Genomic DNA, 16894 nt, shown 5'->3' with positions numbered 1-16894 from the left:
CAAAGTCCCTGAAAAAAACGACTGCGGCGATACATTACGATAATCCGATTTTTTGCTGCTTATTTGAGCACTTCAGCAATGCCCGACACAAGCCCCGCCATATTCTGAATATCCGCAGGAATAATAATTTTCGTCGATTTTCCGTCGGCTACTTTTTCAAAGGCTTCGAGACTGCGCAGTTTAATCAGTGCGGAATCGGCACCGACATTCTTAATAAGATTCAAACCTTCAGCCGTTGCCTTTTGAATAGCCAAAATTGCCTCAGCCTCACCCTGCGCTCTGCAAATAGCGGATTCTTTTTCCGCTTCGGCCTGTAAAATCATCGACGCCTTTTTTCCTTCCGCCACCAGAATAGAGGACTGCTTTTGACCCTCTGCGATAAGGATAGCTTCACGCCGTTCACGTTCTGCACGCATCTGCTTTTCCATTGCTTCCTGAATGGATTCAGGAGGAATGATATTCTTTACTTCTACACGGTTTACCTTAATACCCCACGGATCGGTCGCCTCATCCAGAATGCTGCGCATACGGGTATTGATAACATCGCGGCTTGTCAGCGTGCCGTCAAGTTCCAATTCACCGATAATATTCCGCAGAGTCGTTGCCGACAGGTTTTCAATCGCATTCATCGGATTTTCAACACCGTAGGTATAGAGCTTCGGGTCGGTAATCTGAAAATAGATAACCGTATCGATCATCATGGTAACGTTATCCTTCGTAATAACCGGCTGCGGCTTAAAATCGAGCACCCGTTCTTTGAGCGACACCTTATTGGCGATTCGATCGACAAACGGCATCTTAACGTGTAGACCGACTTCCCATGACTGGAAATAGCCGCCGAGCCGTTCGATAATGAACGACTGAGACTGCGGTACAATTCTGATATTCAAAATAAGCAGAATGAGTACGAACACAATTAATGCAAAAGCAATCCACATAATAGACCTCGCTATTGGGAACTTCTAAACACTCAGTTTAATCTTTAGGAATTCCCTATTCTATCTTTTTTACAATGAGGGTAACACCCTCTATCTTTTCGATGATACATTCCTCTCCGGTAGGTATGTCTGCGCCGCCGGTTGAAGCGGCAGTCCATACCATACCGTTGATTTTAACCTGCCCCTTTTCAAACTCGGTAATGGTTTGCAGTACAAGTGCTTTTTTACCGATAAGGCTATCCGCATTGGTCTTTACTCGCTTTGTATGTAAAAACTTCAACGCAATGGGACGGGTGAAAAAGAGCAATAGAAGCGCAACAAGCGCAAATAAAATGCACTGCGCATAAAACGGCGGATGCAGCATAGAGATAAAAATCATCAATACGGCGCTGAGCGAAAACCATACCGTCGTTAAACCGAGTGTCATTCCCTCGATCACTGCACAGATGACTGCAATACCGAACCAGAACCACGGCGTATAAAGTGCTAATAACATTGACAATTCAATCATATGGATAGAACCTTAGATTCGCGTCAGCGCCGCTCCGATAAAGTCGCGGAACAGCGGATGCGGTTTATTGGGACGGGAGGCAAATTCGGGATGGAACTGCACCGCTAAAAACCACGGATGATTTTTCAGCTCGACGATTTCCACCAAATTACGTTCCGGATTGATTCCCGAAAGCAGCATATCGGAGTTTTCAAACCGGCTGCGGTACAAATTGTTAAATTCATAGCGGTGCCGGTGGCGTTCACTGATTTCGTGCATTTTATATGCCTGTTCCGCCTTGCTGTTTTCCGCAACCATGCAGCGGAAAGAACCGAGCCTGAGCGTACCGCCGAGCTGCACGTCTTTTTGATCGGGCATTAAATCGATGACCGGCTCGCAATTTTTGATAAATTCAGAGGAATGCGCGCGTTCCATCCCGAGTACATGGCGGGCAAATTCGATAACGGCAATCTGCATTCCAAGGCAAATACCGAAATAGGGAACGCCCTTGCTGCGTGCATATTCCGCAGTAAGCACCATCCCTTCAATCCCGCGTTCGCCGAAACCGCCCGGAACGATAATCGCCTGCGCATCCTTTAACAGCTCTTCAGTCTTTGCCGCATCCGTAATCTTTGCTGCGTCAATCCATAGCTGCTTTACACGTGCGCGGTGATAGACACCAGCAGCGGTCAACGCTTCGCTTACGCTTAAATACGCATCGGGCAGCTCGGTGTATTTGCCGACAAGCGCAACCGTTACTTCTTTTTCGGGATGATAATAGGATTCAACCATTTCCTTCCACGACTGTAAATCGGGTTCAGGATTGGGAATATTGAAAAGCTCACATATTTTTTTACCGAGGTTGCCATCTTCCAGCATCAATGGAACTTCGTAGATGGATTTTGCAGTAAGGTTTTCGATAATGGCGTCTTGGCTGACATTGCAAAAAAGGCTGAGCTTTTCACGAATTGATTTGCTGAGCCTTTTTTCGCTGCGGCACATAATAATATCGGGCTGAATTCCGAAGCCGAGCAGCTCTTTAACGCTATGCTGCATGGGTTTGGTTTTAATCTCACCGCATTCTTTTAAGTACGGTAAAAGCCCGAGGTGAATAAAAAGGCAGTGTTCCCTGCCGACCGTGTTCCTAATTTGCCGAATTGCTTCTATAAAAGGGAGCGATTCGATGTCGCCGACCGTACCGCCTATTTCCGTAATGACAATATCGCTGCCGGTTTCTTCCGCCGTCTGCATAATGCGGTGTTTAATTTCGTCGGTAACATGCGGGATAACCTGTACGGTCGCTCCGCAATAGTCCCCAGCCCGTTCATGATCTAAAATGGAAAGATACACTTTTCCGGCTGTGTGGCTGTTAAATTTATGCAAAGCAACATCAGTGAATCGTTCGTAATGACCGAGGTCAAGGTCGGTTTCTCCGCCGTCCTCCGTTACAAAAACTTCTCCATGCTGATAGGGGTTCATTGTCCCCGGATCAATATTCAGATAAGGATCAAACTTTTGATTGATAACCGAAAAACCTCTGCTCTTCAGCAAAAGTCCGATAGATGCCGCGGTAATGCCTTTTCCAAGGGAAGAAACAACCCCGCCGGTAATAAAAATAAAACGAGCTTTCATCATGTACGCTACTATAGCATATTATGAGGGCTTCCGCAATCAATATGCCCTTGCCGAACACAGCATCGTGAAATCCCCCTCCGCTATGACTGCGGGGCGTTTTATGATACACTCATCTCCATGACACAGCATACACAAGATACGCTCTACCTGCTTGATTCCTACGGCTTAATTTACCGCTCTTACTTCGCTTTTGTCAGCCATCCGTTGACCAATAAGGCGGGCGAAAACGTTTCCGCTCTTTACGGCTTTTTTAGAAGTCTTGCGATGATTTTAAAAACATACCGGCCGCAGTATTTTCTTGCAGCCTTCGATTCCCGCACGCCGACCTTTCGGCACGAATGGTACCCCGAATACAAAGCAACCCGCGACAAGACGCCGGAAGATTTGCACGCGCAGATTCCGCATATCGAAAAAATATTGACAACGCTTGGTATCGCCTGCCTCCGCAAAGACGGTTTTGAGGCTGATGATATTATCGCAACCCTTGCCTGCCGCGCTGCACAAGAAGGCCGCCGCTGTGTTATCATCTCCGGAGATAAAGACTTAGCGCAGCTTGTAGGAGAGTTTGTTTCGGTGCTTAAACCCGATAAGAGTGAAGCCTTGGCGCACTGCGGCATCGAAGAGGTTAAGGAGCATTGGGGGGTTGCGCCTGCACAGATGCTCGATTATCTTTCGCTCATCGGCGATGCTTCGGATAATGTCCCCGGCGTAAAAGGCATCGGCCCCAAAACGGCTGTAAAACTTTTGCAGGATTACGGTACGCTCGACGCTGTGTATGAACATATCGATTCCATTGCGGGAGCCGTACAAAAGAAATTGGCTGCCGGAAAAGAGAGCGCCTATTTTTCAAAAAAACTGATAACGCTTGCCGCCGATATTCCCATCGAAGGCTCGATTGAGGATTACCGCTGCGATGCGCTGCACTACACGGAGGCGGCTGCGCTGCTGAAAGAATATGAGCTGCCGCGCCTCGGGGAATTGTACACAAAGGCCGCCGAAGAAGCAGGCATGGCTGGTGCAGCAGCCGCGCCCAATACCGCAGCAGCCGGCGGTTCAGCGGGTAGCAGTTCGGTAGAGAACGGTTCCGGTACAGGCGATGCGATTTCCCGCGGCAAAGCAGCCTCGTCCGCCGGTACCGGTACAACACCGGCGGAGCTCCGTAAAAATACCGGCGAGTACCGCACCGTAACGGATGCGGCAGAACTCGAAGCCGTTATCGCAGAAGCCGAAGCGCAGGGCTTTGCCGCCTTTGACTGCGAAACCACCGGCCTCAATCCGCTGTACGACGCCCTTATCGGATTTTCGCTCAGCTTAAAAGCCGGTACCGGCATCTACGTACCGCTCAAAGCGCCGGCGCCCGAACTGGGGGAACAGCCCTTCACCGTGATGCCCCTTGCCGCCGCAAAGAAACTACTCGCGCGGCTCTGGAGCAACGAATCACTCACTCTGATACTGCACAACGGCAAATTCGACTATCAGGTGCTGCGGACGGCAAAGATTTTTACCAGCGCCGGCTGCCGCCTCTTCGATACGATGATAGCGGCATGGCTGCTCGAACCGGACAACCTTAGTTTCGGGTTGGAGAACCTTGCCGAAGCGCAGCTCGGCTTGCAGGGCATTAACTATAAAGACGTCGTCCCCAAAGGCCGTACCTTTGCAGCGGTGCCCCTTCCGCAAGCGACCGAATATGCAGCGGAGGATGCCGACTTCACCCTGCAATTATATCACCTATATAAGCCCGCCTTGGAGCAGGCAAACCTCACCGCGCTTTTTGAAACGCTTGAAATGCCGCTGATGCCGCTCCTTGCGGATATGGAAGCGCAGGGTATCTTCCTTAAAAAAGAAGAGCTCGCCGCGTTTTCGGAGGAATTGGCGGATACGCTTGCGCGGGACGAAGCGGAAATTTACAAGCTGGTCGGCCATCCCTTTAACATCGCCTCCCCTAAGCAGCTGCAGGAAGTGCTGTTCACCGAACGGAAGCTGCCGACCGGTAAAAAAACAAAAACCGGCTACTCTACGGATATTTCCGTGCTTGAGGAGCTTGCCACCATCGATGAACTTCCGGCAAAAATTCTCGATTACCGCGCCTCCGCAAAACTGAAATCGGGTTACGCCGATGCGTTACCCCTACTTGCCGATACACACGGGCGGATACACACCAGTTTTATTCAGACGGGAACCGCGACGGGGAGACTTTCGAGCCGCGATCCCAATTTGCAGAATATTCCGATCAGAGGAGAAGAAGGCCGCAAAATCCGCAAGGCATTCTACGCAGCGGACGGCTGTAAGCTGATTTCCGCCGACTATGCACAAATCGAGCTGGTTATCCTCGCTCATTTTTCGCAGGATGAAAATTTAGTAAAGGCATTTCGGCACGGAACCGATGTCCACGCGGCGACGGCTGCGCTCATCTTTAACGTGCCGGTCGAAAACGTTGTCCCCGATATGCGCCGCATTGCAAAGGTAATTAACTTCGGAGTGATGTACGGTATGAGCGCATTCAGGCTCGCCAATCAACTGCGCATATCCCGCACCGAGGCGGCGGAGTTTATTACCCGCTATTTTACCACCTATTCGGGAGTATCCGCCTTTATGGAAACGCTCAAAGAGTCAGCCGCGGAAAAAGGCTTTGTGGAAACACTGATGGGCAGACGGCGATATATCAACGCCATCAACAGCCGGAATCAAACACAGCGCGCCGCAGCGGAGCGAATTGCCATCAACACGCCCATTCAAGGCTCCGCCGCCGATATCGTCAAAACGGCAATGCTGCGTGTAGACCGCGCATTAAAACAACAGCAGTTAAAGGCGCGTCTTCTGTTACAGGTACACGATGAGCTAATCCTCGAAGCGCCCGATGCGGAAGTCGATACCGTCAAAGCACTGTTAAAACAAGAGATGGAACACGTCGTCGAGCTTGCCGTCCCGCTTCGTGTCAGCATCGAAGCGGGCAGCTGCTGGGGAGATTTCCACTAAGCAGGAAACAATATGGGGAACCTCTAAAAGCTGGAGTTTTTAAAAGCGCCTATCATTTTTTCGTAGATAAACGCCTGCTTATCCCCGAACCATGCAAACCGGTCTAAAACCTGTGTGCGGATAAAGCCTTGTTTTTCATAAATCCGGATGGCCTTATGCCAGTCTTCATGCACAAGCAGAATGATCCGCTCCAACTGCGGAAAAACGGCAGCAATGCGTTCTATAGAAGCTGCAAAAAATTTTTCGGCAATGCTTTGCCCGCGCACATCCGGCAACAATGCAAAGGAAGAAATATACAGCGCTGTTCCTGTAGACTGATGACGTTCCCGTACCGAATGCCCCAACGCAAATGCATCTACTCCAATCTGTGAGGAATCCCACAGTTCAGCTGTAAAGTAACCGCATACCGATTGCGTACCCGTTTTAACAAGAACATAATTGCAGTCGGAAGCATACGCGATGCGGTCGGCAAACACACTTTCATCCTCAACGATGTTTTCTTCAAAGCTTTGCCGTTCAACCTGCATGACCGCAGCTAAATCTCCCTGCTCCGCCTTTCTTACACTATACCCTTTCAGCATCATTATATCCTCATCACCACCCTAGGATCTCTTTACGGTGCAGTAAACCTATTGCCCTAAGATTTTCTGCCGTAGACGTATGCGCATCGCTCAATTTTTTAAAATCGATAGCAAAACAATTCATCGAAAAATGCTGAAATACATAGACGGGAGCCTCGGACTTCCCGCCGTACTGCCGCCGCAATTCTTCCGCATAAGCGGTAAAAAGAGATTTCTTCCGTAATTCGCCGTATCCTACCAGCCAGAACGGACAACCGAGCACTCGTTGCAGGGCGGCGGTATTGGCAGCAAGCCATTCTTGCGTTTCCTCAAAAAGATTGCGGAATTGTTCGCCGCCGTGCTTGAGCAGGTAATTAAGCTCCTTTGTCTTTGCCGTATGAACGGGAGTTTTATTAAGAATAATGACTTCACGTCTAAAATCAATAGCGAGTTCGGGATTGCGGCGGAAAAAACCTTCTGCAACCTTCCCCGCCTGCCCTACCAGATAGCGTTGATTTTTATGCAGCTGCTCGTTTTTTCCCGGATTATCGCTGATGATAATCAGTTTTATCCTATCTGAGGCTTGCACTTCGTCCAAGCTATGGTTATACACAATGGGCGTTTCTTGCGGATAAGCGGGAGTCTTGTTATCAGCTGCAGCAGCCTGCTGTAATAGATGCAGCTTTCCGCGGTTCGCCGACCTTTCTACCGATGACGTTGTTTCATCAGGTGCTGAATACTCATAGCCGCACCGGTTAAGCCATTGCCGGCATACCGCTTTAAAGTCGGTTCTAAATACGGAAAAAGCCTGCCATTCCCTATCGGTCATCGGATTACGGAGTTTTTATTTGAGAGAAAATTTTTCTGAATACATTACTGCTCAATTTTTTCTTGAGGAAACCCAGCTTGGTTTCGGAAATGACAATAGCAATAAAGATGAAAATGCAGCCTATCAGCAGTGAAGCTGTTACCCTCTCATGCCAGAACGCAATGGCGAGGATAATACCGAATACCGATTCAAGGGAGAATATGAGCGCAGCCGTCGATGCAACAACTTCCCGTTGACCGATCGCCTGCAAGATATTAGTCAGAGACATACAAATAACGCCTAAATAAAGAGCGGCAAAAATAGACTGCCCGTTCCAGACGATTCGAGTGCTGTCTTCAAAAAAATAAGTATACAAACCTGCATAAATGACACCGAAAAAAAGATTCCCGATTGTAAGCAAAATCGGATCCATGGTATCAACATACCGGCCAAGGTACACGAGGTAGGCGGCAAAAATCACACTGCCTATCAAGGCAAGAAAATCACCGAGATTTAAACCGACATTGGAAGTTTTCAGAAGATCAGGCATCGAAATAAAACCGATACCGACCAGACAGAGAACAGCCGCAATAATATTATAGACATTCGGTTTTCTTTTCCATACAAACCATGCAATAAACGGAGTGATAACGCAATAGGTGGCAACCAAGAAACCGCACCGCCCAGGAGGACAACCGGCAGCAATAGAAAGATTTTGCATCAAATAGCCGATAGTCATGAGGAGACCAAGGAAGGCGCAAACAATGATGTACGAACGGGACAAGTGTTTTAACCGTTTGATAAAAACGAACAGCAACACAACGCCTCCGATGGCACACCGCATAAAGACCAAAAAAGCAGGAGGAAAATAGTCATTCGTACTGCTGATAGCGACAAAGGTCGTTCCCCAAAACATTGCGGCAACAAGAAGCGCAATATATGCACTGATCTCTTTTTTTGTAAGTTTACTCATAGGTTAATCCAGCCAATAGACTTTATCGGGAGCTTGTTCTCGTAAAAAAATTTTCCGATACCGCTGAGAATGTTGTACGCGTACATCGTCGGGAAAATATACATTATGCAAAAACCATACGGTATCCAACAGGTCTCCGAAAGAATCCGAACAGGAATACCGGTAGTACAGCGGCGACTCTTCAAGCAGTGCACGCATTGCGAGGTCATGGGTATGATACGGATCAACTGCTTGCCGCAAATTACTCCGTAAGCCTCCATACCACGCATGAGTAATCGCCAGTAAATTGAGCCGTTTATGGGTATCCATATAATACAGCTCGTACATACCGGCGATGGCAGGAACAGACGTTGTTATCTTATATTTATCCGCACGCGTTAAGGCAGTCCACGTCAGAGTATAATAGACATCGTTTTTGTCGTCTTCTTCTTTTATGATAATCGGTTTTAATTCAAGCATACTCTCAAGCTACTATAGCATATTCCGCATCAATTGACTAGCAAGGGGATGTCCCAAAAGTTGGTTGCTTTCGGGACATCCCCGTCGAGTTTAAAATTAAGTCTTTATGCAGTAATGACTTAATTTTAAATGTCGCATCTAAATCTAAGGAAACTGTCCAAAAACTGAAGTTTTTGGACAGCCCCAAACATACCGGACAGTTTTTTGTTTGACAGAGACGTAATTTGGCGATATACTTTTCCTTATAGGATAATTTTTAGGAGGCCTTAATGGCAAAAGTTGAATTGAAAGGTATCGGCAAGGTTTACGATGGAAACGTCCGTGCAGTAGAAAATGCCAATATCGTTATCGAAGATCAGGAATTTGTTGTATTCGTCGGACCGTCCGGCTGCGGTAAATCAACGACACTCCGCATGGTAGCCGGGCTTGAAGAAATCAGCGAAGGCGACCTGTACATAGACGGTGAACGTATGAATGATATTCCGCCGAAAGACCGTAACATTGCAATGGTTTTCCAAAACTACGCACTATATCCGCACATGACTGTCTATGACAACATGGCATTCGGATTAAAGATACGTAAAGTTGATAAACAAGAAATTGAACGCCGCGTGCATGAAGCCGCCCGTATTCTCGACATTGAAAAACTGCTCGACCGTAAACCGAAAGCTCTTTCGGGCGGACAGCGCCAGCGTGTCGCAGTAGGACGTGCTATTGTCCGTAACCCCAAGGTATTCTTATTTGACGAACCGCTTTCCAACCTCGATGCAAAACTGCGTGTTCAGATGCGTGCCGAAATTTCCGACTTACACAACCGCTTAAAGGCCACGATGATCTATGTTACACACGATCAGGTTGAAGCGATGACCATGGGCGATAAAATCGTTGTTATGAAAGACGGAAAGGTACAGCAAATCGGCTCGCCGCTCTATCTTTATAACCATCCGGTAAATAAATTCGTAGCAGGATTTATCGGTTCTCCGCCCATGAACTTCTTAAATGTCAAAGTCATCGAGAAAGACGGCGGCATCGCTATCGACGAAGGTACTTTCGTCTTGCATCCTACTGAAGATCAGCAAAGACACTTAAAGAAGTATGTCGGTAAAAACGTATTCTTCGGTATTCGGCCGGAAGATTTACAACTGGTTGCAGAAAGCGATGATGCTAAAAACAGCATGGCACTCAAGATCACCGTTAAAGAACCGCTCGGAGCGGAAACCCACCTCTATCTCGCGTCAAAGAACCAGCAGGTCATTGCCCGTACATTCAACACCGTCGAAGCGGGAATCGGAGAATTGCTTCACTTTGTTCCGAATATGGAAAAAGCACGTTTCTTCGATAATGAAACGGAAGCAAATATCTGCGAGGACGTTCAAAAGCAATAAAACGCTCCATACGCCGGCCTACACGGCTTGCTAAACAGCCTTGCAAAGTTTTTGAGATAAAAGGGGATGTCCCAAAAGTTGGTTACTTTCGGGACATCCCCGTCGAGTTTAAAATTAAGTCTTTATACAGCAATGACTTAATTTTAAACGTCGCATCTAAATCTAAGGAAGCTGTCCAAAAACTGAAGTTTTTGGACAGCCCCTCTTTTTTTTTATTTCTTCAGCACCCATCCTCATACAAGCAAGCTATCGATAGCGTTGTTACCCATAGCTTGCGGATTTTTCCCCAGCATGATAGTATGCAGCCCATACATTTATGATAAAGAAAAGATTAATTACGTTTTTGGCGCACTCGAAGCGCTATGTCTATTTAAATGTTTTGTGGCAGTGGATTGCCCTTGTCTCGCAGATTGCAGCGGTGTTTTTTATCGGGCGTCTTTTGGAAGCTTTATTCAAGGGTACGATTACCTCAAAAGAGATAATGACGGCAGGCGCTGTTTTTATAGCGGCGCTTGCGGTTCGGGCTGTCGCAACAAAATTTGCAACCCGCTATGCCTTTCTTGCCGGTCGGGACGTTAAAACCACCTTGCGGGATGCCCTCTACGCAAAACTGCTGAAACTCGGCGCCGCCTATCGGGATAGCATCGCTACGTCGGAAGTAGTGCAGCTTGCATCCGAGGGGATCGAACAGCTTGAAGTATACTTCGGCAGATACCTGCCTCAGTTTTTCTACAGCCTCCTTGCGCCGCTCACCCTTTTTGCGGTGCTGGCGCCGGTCAGTTTTAAGGCGGCGGTCATCCTCCTCGCCTGCGTTCCCCTGATACCGATTTCCATTGTCGCCGTGCAAAAAATCGCCAAGCGGCTGCTCAGTAAATACTGGGGCGCTTATGCAGGGCTCGGCGACAGCTTTTTGGAAAACCTTCAGGGACTGACGACGCTGAAAATATATCAGGCGGATGAAGCAAAAGCTGAGGAGATGGACAAAGAAGCGGAACATTTCCGGCGTATCACGATGAAGGTGCTCAGTATGCAGCTCAACTCCATTACCGTTATGGATGTGGTTGCCTACGGAGGAGCAGCCGCAGGTATCATCACTGCAGCATATCAATTTGCCGCAGGAAATATTTCGCTCGCGGCGGCATTCAGCATCATTCTCTTGTCGGCGGAGTTTTTTATTCCGCTTAGACTGCTCGGCTCTTTTTTCCATATCGCGATGAACGGAATGGCCGCCTCGGATAAACTTTTCTACATTCTCGACTTACCCGAACCTGCGGAAGCGTCCGGCTCCATCGACAGCACCGCCGGCATCACCGTTCAAGACCTCTCGTTCTCTTATACCGAACAACGGGCAATCCTTACCGACATCAGCCTGACCGTTCCGCACGGTTCCTTTATCGCCCTTGCAGGGGAATCCGGATGCGGCAAGAGCACGATTGCGGCGCTCCTTTCCGGTAAGCATAAAAACTATACGGGGCGCATCCTGTTCGGTGCAGACGAACTGAAAACCATCGATGAATGCCGTATCATGCGGCATATCGCGGTCGTAAAACACAATGCGTATCTTTTTAAAGGAACCGTTGGAGATAACTTACGAATTGCAAAGCCGGATGCTTCTGATGAAGAAATGACGGCCGCGCTCAAAAAAGTAAACCTTGCCGATTTCTTAGATACGCAAAAGGGCTTGGACACCGAGCTGCAGGAAGGTGGTATGAATTTTTCCGGCGGACAGCGGCAGAGGCTTGCATTGGCACGAGCCCTTCTTTTTGACAGCCCCGTCTATATTTTTGACGAAGCGACCTCCAATATCGACATCGAAAGCGAAGATCGGATATTACAGGTTATCCATGAACTGAAACAAACCAAGACGGTGCTGCTTATTTCGCACCGATTGGCAAACAGCGTAGATACCGACTGCATCTACTTTATGGAACACGGGCGGATTGCGGAACAAGGCACTCATAGCGAATTGATGTCCTTAAACGGCCGCTATTCCGCGTTGTACAAGAGCCAGTCGGAGCTGGAACGGTACGGAAGCACCGCTCCTACTCAAACAGCACAGGAGGAGCGATAAATGAATACATCAAAACGCAGAAGCGCCCTTTCCATTATGGGGTCGTTGATTACCCTTGTACGCCCGCTCCTTCCCGTTATGCTGATTGCGATTACCGCCGGAGTGCTCGGATTTTTATGCGCGATCTTTATCACCATCCTCGGCGGCGAAGCAATTATCGCGGCGCTTCACGATAAGCTCCCCATCGCGATCGGAAGGCCGTTCTTTTGCTTAAGCCTTAAACAGATTACAACAGCACTGATAATCCTTGCAATTCTACGGGGAGCGCTCCGCTACGGAGAGCAATACTGCAATCACTATATTGCGTTTAAGCTTTTAGCCATTATCCGGCATAAGGTATTCAACGTATTACGGAAGCTCGCGCCTGCAAAACTTGAAGGCAAAGACAAGGGGAATTTGATTTCTCTGATTACCACCGACATCGAGCTATTGGAGGTGTTCTATGCCCATACCATCTCCCCCATCATTATTGCAGCAGTAACATCCCTTTGTATGCTGATCTTTCTCGGCAGCCGCAGCCTCATTGCAGTACCGGTCGCACTCGCAGGGTATATTACAATCGGTGTGATTATTCCGCTGCGCAACGGCAAGCGAACAAGTGAACAAGGCCTTGCCTTTAGAACGGAATTCGGAAATTTGAATAGCTTTGTTCTTGAGTCCCTGCGCGGCTTGGAAGAAATTATCCAATATGGGGCGGGGGAACGTATCCGTACCGAACTGCGGCGGCGCTCGGAAAACCTTGGACAAAACGGGGAATATTTAAGCGTACAAGAAGCACGGCAGCGTATTTCGACGAATACGGCTATCCTCTTTTTTACCTTTGCACAGCTTTTTCTTTCTAGTGTCCTCTTTCAACAAGGAAGCATCGACTTTGCCGCCGCTGTAGGAATAACACTCGGCATGAGCGCCTCTTTCGGCCCCGTGCTTGCCCTTGCGCAGCTTTCCAACAATTTACACCAAACGCTCGCAAGCGGCGACCGCATCTTGAGCCTGTTGGAAGAGCAGCCGCTCGTAGAAGAAATCCCCACTGACGGCAAACCGCGTTCATTTGAAGGCGCTGCGGCCGATCATATTGATTTCAGCTACGGCAATGAACAGATATTGCACGATTACAGCGCGGTGATTCAAAAAGATACGATTACCGGCATACACGGCGCAAGCGGTTCGGGCAAGTCTACCCTGCTTAAACTCCTGATGCGGTTTTGGGAAGTGCAAAAAGGCGCGATACGCATCTCCGGAGAAGACATAAAAACCGTACCGACCGGAGCACTGCGGGCGATGGAATCCTGCGTTACGCAGGAAAGTCAGCTCTTCAAAGGAACTATTGCCGACAATATCAAAATCGGTAAGTTGGATGCGTCGGAAGAAGCAGTTATCGCAGCGGCACAAAAAGCATCAATCCACGACTTTATTACCACCCTTCCCGATGGCTATAATACGCCGGTCGGGGAACTCGGCGATACCCTTTCAGGCGGAGAAAAGCAGCGTATCGGACTTGCCCGTGCATTCTTACACGATGCCCCGTTCCTCCTCCTCGACGAACCCACCAGCAATTTGGATGCCCTTAACGAGCGTATCATCCTTAAATCGCTCAAGGAATCCGGCGCCGGAAAAACGGTTGTGCTCGTTTCGCACCGTAAGTCAACGCTGAATATCGCCGACACGGTTATCAATATCAAGACAACCGCATCAGACGGTTTTTAAACAGCCCCGCTATTTCGGTGGCTGAAAATAAACCTACGATTTAGAACATCACATTTCAAGGCAACCTGTTCTGAAACGGACGTTTCTGAACAGGTATTTCTATCCTATTTTTGGGTAAGGCTGAAAACGCCGTCCCAGTTATCTGCCGGAGGCTTTTGAATAAAGGCCTCGCACTTACGCAGATAGGCATCGGAGGGGCCGTCATCAGGCCGTTCTTCACGCAATGCTGTAAAGAGGCGGGCGGCTTCTTTCCAATCCCGCCGGTCGAACACGCAATGAGCCTCTTCAAAACGGCGTAAAAAGTCGAGCGTTGCCGAATCGACAGCATCCTTTAATTCGACCAGCTCCCACAGCTGTACCGGCGTATTGATACCGACAACACGCACGCGATCGAAGCGGCGGGTAATAAATTCGTCGCCGATTTCATTTTTCGTCATATCGGAAATCAAAAGCCATGAACCGTACTGTTTGTTTACCCCTTCCAAACGGGCGGCGAGGTTGACGGCGTTACCCATAATCGTATAGTCCATCTTCCGTTCGGTGCCCATGTTCCCGACAACCATATCGCCGGTGTTAATCCCGATGCGGGTTAAAAGCGGATTGGGACTCATACCTTCCCGCATGAAAAGCTCGTTCAGCTCAACCTCTTTCCGTCTCATCAGCACTGCAGCACGGCACGCGAGGCGGGCATGTTCTTTATAATCAACCGGAGCGCCGAAGAACGAGATAATGGCATCGCCTTCATACTTATCGATAGTACCGCGCTGTTCCAAGATAATATCGCTCATACCGGAAAGATAGATATTCAACAGCTTAACCAACTGTTCGGCATCGAGCGCTTCGCTTATCGTGGAAAAGCCCTTAACATCGGTAAACATTGCGGTAATCCATTTTTTCTGCCCGCCGAGCTTGAGCATGGAAGGATCTTCTATTATCTCATTGATAACATCGCCCGAAAGGTATGTACCGAACGCTTTACGGAGAAAGCTTTTTTCGCGCTCACTGAGAATGAACGAAACCATCGAGTACGTTAAGAACGATACGAAAAGCGCCAATACGGGTGAAATGATAAAGATATAAACACCGGTAAAGCTGAATATGAGCTGATTCACAATCAGCACCACAGCAGACAGCACAACCCCCAAAATAATCTGAACGATGGTACTAAACGGACGGATGATAAAAATGATACCGAAAGAAAAAACAATCGCTAACAAAGCCGACACCCAAACCGGCGCTTGCCGTAAAAAATCCCGCTGCAAAATAGTATTGGCAACGGCAGCATGCGTACCGACATTCACATATTCACTGTGAAAGGGGTTAACGCCGATATCGGTCGTACCGGTGCTTGACCATCCGATAATACAAAAAGCGTCTTTCAGTTTAGCGGCAAGCGCCGTTTCAAGCTCCGTATGCCGGGTATAGGATGCGGAGGCATTTGCATAGAGCGTTTCAAAATCGGCTTTCACCTGATCGTACAGTTCCGCATCCTCAGGCTTTCCTGCCTGTTTTGCCTCGTCGAACAAGCGCGCTACCGCTGTACCGTAGTCCGTTTCAAAAAAGCTTTTTACCGTATCCCAATAAGCCTGCACAGCGGTAAGCCACGCTTCCTTATCCTGCACAGCCCCCGATTCCAGAGCAGTACGGCGCAATTCTTCGCTTTCACCCCACAGCTGCATACACATATCGATCGGCGCATAGCCGGGGCCGAGATTCCACCCTTGGTTCGCCCGTAACAAGCGTAAACTGCTTGCTGTTTTTTCTCCGCTTTCGGCATAATCGATCAATAGATAAAAAGGAATATGAGTAAAACTCTTCTGATAATTCTTTTTAGGCCAGCGGATCAGCATCATACCGCTTGAATCAAGCGGTATTGAAACATTTTGCGCTTTATCGCCATACACGGCGCCGGCCAATGTAACGCGGTTTTTATCGATGACAACTTCGGGAGAACCCAGTTTCTGCAACAGCGGAGAAAAGGCAAGCTGCATAAACACTGTGCCGCCGATATTATCCGTCAACCGGATACGCCGCCTTACACCGTCGCTATCGATATGCACATTCGTAAAGCCCGCTCCGGCCGCCATACGGCTAATTTCGGGTATCGGTACCAAAACACTATGCCGCCCATCCGATAAAGGGGCGTTCACTTTAAGCTTGGGATAGATAAAACGTTTCTGGGCAATTGCGTATAAGTCTTCCGTACCCTCACTCGGAGGATCGTCCTGCATATTAACCGTAATAAACGACGAGCCGAATAGCCTCATTGCCTGTCCTAAATAGCTGTCGTTTTCTATCGCAACCTGCTTCGTATGCCGGTAGAGAGTATCCCGCGATTGATCGATTAAATCCACCAATTCACTCCCGTATATACCCGCCTCCGGCAGCGTAATTTGGTTATTGGCAAGCGCTGCAAAAATATCCTGTACATTTGCGCCGATCTCCTCAAAAGAAGCGGCGAACTCAGACTTTAAGGTACCGTTCAAATAGGTAAAATCCACACTCATCGGACTTTTATCGATATACTCAATATCGAAGACTGCAAATTCGGCGCCGAGCTGCGTCAATGCTTCCAAGCCTTTTGCAATCGTATTACGGGGCCATGGATATAAGCCGACTTTTTCGATGGACACATCATCGATATCCAGCAGCACGATAGAAGAATCTTCTTTAACATTAGACTTTAGTCCTAAAAAGAAATCATACAGCCGATTTTCAACACCTATCCAAAACGGAAACAGGTACACTCCGGCACTCAGTAACCCGATAATGCACGGTATAACAATTGAAGGCCACGATGTTTTTTTCTTCACTCTTTACTCCCTATTAAATCTATAGTAAGATATGTACGTGAGTTATACAATGGGAAGATGCTAAAAATTTCATTTTTTATTA

The 16894-nt window shown here is 48.3% G+C and carries 12 protein-coding genes; 4 read left to right on the top strand and 8 right to left on the bottom strand.

The window, feature by feature from the left end; translation table 11 throughout:
• Positions 1 to 59: 59 nt before the first annotated feature.
• Genes QI63_RS10525 through QI63_RS10515 form a run of 3 tightly spaced genes read right to left on the bottom strand, consistent with a single transcriptional unit; the run spans position 60 to position 3060 of the window.
• On the bottom strand, positions 60 to 938 hold the full coding sequence (locus QI63_RS10525; protein ID WP_044016201.1) for an SPFH domain-containing protein: 879 nt from the start codon (positions 936 to 938) through the stop codon (positions 60 to 62).
• Positions 939 to 993: 55 nt separating this feature from the next.
• Positions 994 to 1434, bottom strand: coding sequence for an NfeD family protein (locus tag QI63_RS10520; RefSeq protein ID WP_235619695.1), 441 nt, complete (start codon positions 1432 to 1434; stop codon positions 994 to 996).
• 27 nt (positions 1435 to 1461) lie between these two features.
• Positions 1462 to 3060 carry a CTP synthase gene (locus tag QI63_RS10515; RefSeq protein ID WP_144389709.1) on the bottom strand — a complete coding sequence of 533 codons (1599 nt, stop codon included), beginning with the start codon at positions 3058 to 3060 and terminating at the stop codon, positions 1462 to 1464.
• 120 nt (positions 3061 to 3180) lie between these two features.
• Here QI63_RS10515 and polA point away from each other — a divergent pair, with 120 nt between their 5' ends.
• Positions 3181 to 6039 (top strand): DNA polymerase I, encoded by a 2859-nt coding sequence (gene polA, locus QI63_RS10510; protein WP_044016195.1) that lies wholly within the window; start codon positions 3181 to 3183, stop codon positions 6037 to 6039.
• A gap of 23 nt (positions 6040 to 6062) precedes the next feature.
• Here polA and QI63_RS10505 read toward each other — a convergent pair whose 3' ends face one another.
• The 4 genes from QI63_RS10505 to QI63_RS10490 are packed head-to-tail and all read right to left on the bottom strand — an operon-like array spanning position 6063 to position 8839.
• Complete coding sequence (locus QI63_RS10505) at positions 6063 to 6623, bottom strand: GNAT family N-acetyltransferase (RefSeq protein ID WP_044016193.1); 561 nt, start codon at positions 6621 to 6623, stop codon at positions 6063 to 6065.
• Positions 6624 to 6633: 10 nt separating this feature from the next.
• A complete protein-coding gene (locus QI63_RS10500; RefSeq protein ID WP_044016191.1) occupies positions 6634 to 7428 on the bottom strand; it encodes a hypothetical protein in 795 nt (264 codons plus the stop codon).
• A gap of 4 nt (positions 7429 to 7432) precedes the next feature.
• On the bottom strand, positions 7433 to 8380 hold the full coding sequence (locus QI63_RS10495; RefSeq protein ID WP_044016189.1) for a DMT family transporter: 948 nt from the start codon (positions 8378 to 8380) through the stop codon (positions 7433 to 7435).
• Positions 8381 to 8383: 3 nt separating this feature from the next.
• Positions 8384 to 8839 carry a hypothetical protein gene (locus QI63_RS10490; RefSeq protein WP_044016187.1) on the bottom strand — a complete coding sequence of 152 codons (456 nt, stop codon included), beginning with the start codon at positions 8837 to 8839 and terminating at the stop codon, positions 8384 to 8386.
• Between the two features lie 269 nt (positions 8840 to 9108).
• Here QI63_RS10490 and QI63_RS10485 point away from each other — a divergent pair, with 269 nt between their 5' ends.
• The 3 genes from QI63_RS10485 (at position 9109) to QI63_RS10475 (ending at position 13999) form a co-directional block, all read left to right on the top strand.
• Entirely contained in the window at positions 9109 to 10224 is a 1116-nt protein-coding gene (locus QI63_RS10485; RefSeq protein ID WP_044016185.1) for an ABC transporter ATP-binding protein, read from the top strand.
• A gap of 316 nt (positions 10225 to 10540) precedes the next feature.
• Positions 10541 to 12295: an ABC transporter ATP-binding protein/permease gene (locus QI63_RS10480; protein WP_044016182.1), complete on the top strand. Its 1755-nt coding sequence runs from the start codon at positions 10541 to 10543 to the stop codon at positions 12293 to 12295.
• The gene (locus tag QI63_RS10475) at positions 12296 to 13999 is read left to right on the top strand and encodes an amino acid ABC transporter ATP-binding/permease protein (RefSeq protein WP_044016180.1); all 1704 of its coding nucleotides are present in this window, start codon (positions 12296 to 12298) and stop codon (positions 13997 to 13999) included.
• Between the two features lie 104 nt (positions 14000 to 14103).
• On the opposite strand, the gene QI63_RS10470 is transcribed toward QI63_RS10475, so the two are convergent.
• Complete coding sequence (locus tag QI63_RS10470) at positions 14104 to 16812, bottom strand: CHASE2 domain-containing protein (RefSeq protein ID WP_044016178.1); 2709 nt, start codon at positions 16810 to 16812, stop codon at positions 14104 to 14106.
• Positions 16813 to 16894: the final 82 nt, after the last annotated feature.

Origin of the sequence: Treponema sp. OMZ 838 (genome assembly GCF_000775995.1) — a bacterium.
In the GTDB taxonomy this organism is placed as follows: Bacteria; Spirochaetota; Spirochaetia; order Treponematales; family Treponemataceae; genus Treponema.
The sequence above is the reverse complement of the archived record's forward strand: the minus strand, read 5'-3'. Positions and strand labels throughout refer to the sequence as shown.

Excerpts from the sequence above, each read along its gene's own strand:
- QI63_RS10525 (WP_044016201.1), bottom strand. The coding sequence starts at position 938 with ATGTGGATTGCTTTTGCATTAATTGTGTTCGTACTCATTCTGCTTATT.
- QI63_RS10520 (WP_235619695.1), bottom strand. The coding sequence starts at position 1,434 with ATGTTATTAGCACTTTATACGCCGTGGTTCTGGTTCGGTATTGCAGTC.
- QI63_RS10515 (WP_144389709.1), bottom strand. The coding sequence starts at position 3,060 with ATGAAAGCTCGTTTTATTTTTATTACCGGCGGGGTTGTTTCTTCCCTT.
- polA (WP_044016195.1), top strand. The coding sequence starts at position 3,181 with ATGACACAGCATACACAAGATACGCTCTACCTGCTTGATTCCTACGGC.
- QI63_RS10505 (WP_044016193.1), bottom strand. The coding sequence starts at position 6,623 with ATGATGCTGAAAGGGTATAGTGTAAGAAAGGCGGAGCAGGGAGATTTA.
- QI63_RS10500 (WP_044016191.1), bottom strand. The coding sequence starts at position 7,428 with ATGACCGATAGGGAATGGCAGGCTTTTTCCGTATTTAGAACCGACTTT.
- QI63_RS10495 (WP_044016189.1), bottom strand. The coding sequence starts at position 8,380 with ATGAGTAAACTTACAAAAAAAGAGATCAGTGCATATATTGCGCTTCTT.
- QI63_RS10490 (WP_044016187.1), bottom strand. The coding sequence starts at position 8,839 with ATGCTTGAATTAAAACCGATTATCATAAAAGAAGAAGACGACAAAAAC.
- QI63_RS10485 (WP_044016185.1), top strand. The coding sequence starts at position 9,109 with ATGGCAAAAGTTGAATTGAAAGGTATCGGCAAGGTTTACGATGGAAAC.
- QI63_RS10480 (WP_044016182.1), top strand. The coding sequence starts at position 10,541 with ATGATAAAGAAAAGATTAATTACGTTTTTGGCGCACTCGAAGCGCTAT.
- QI63_RS10475 (WP_044016180.1), top strand. The coding sequence starts at position 12,296 with ATGAATACATCAAAACGCAGAAGCGCCCTTTCCATTATGGGGTCGTTG.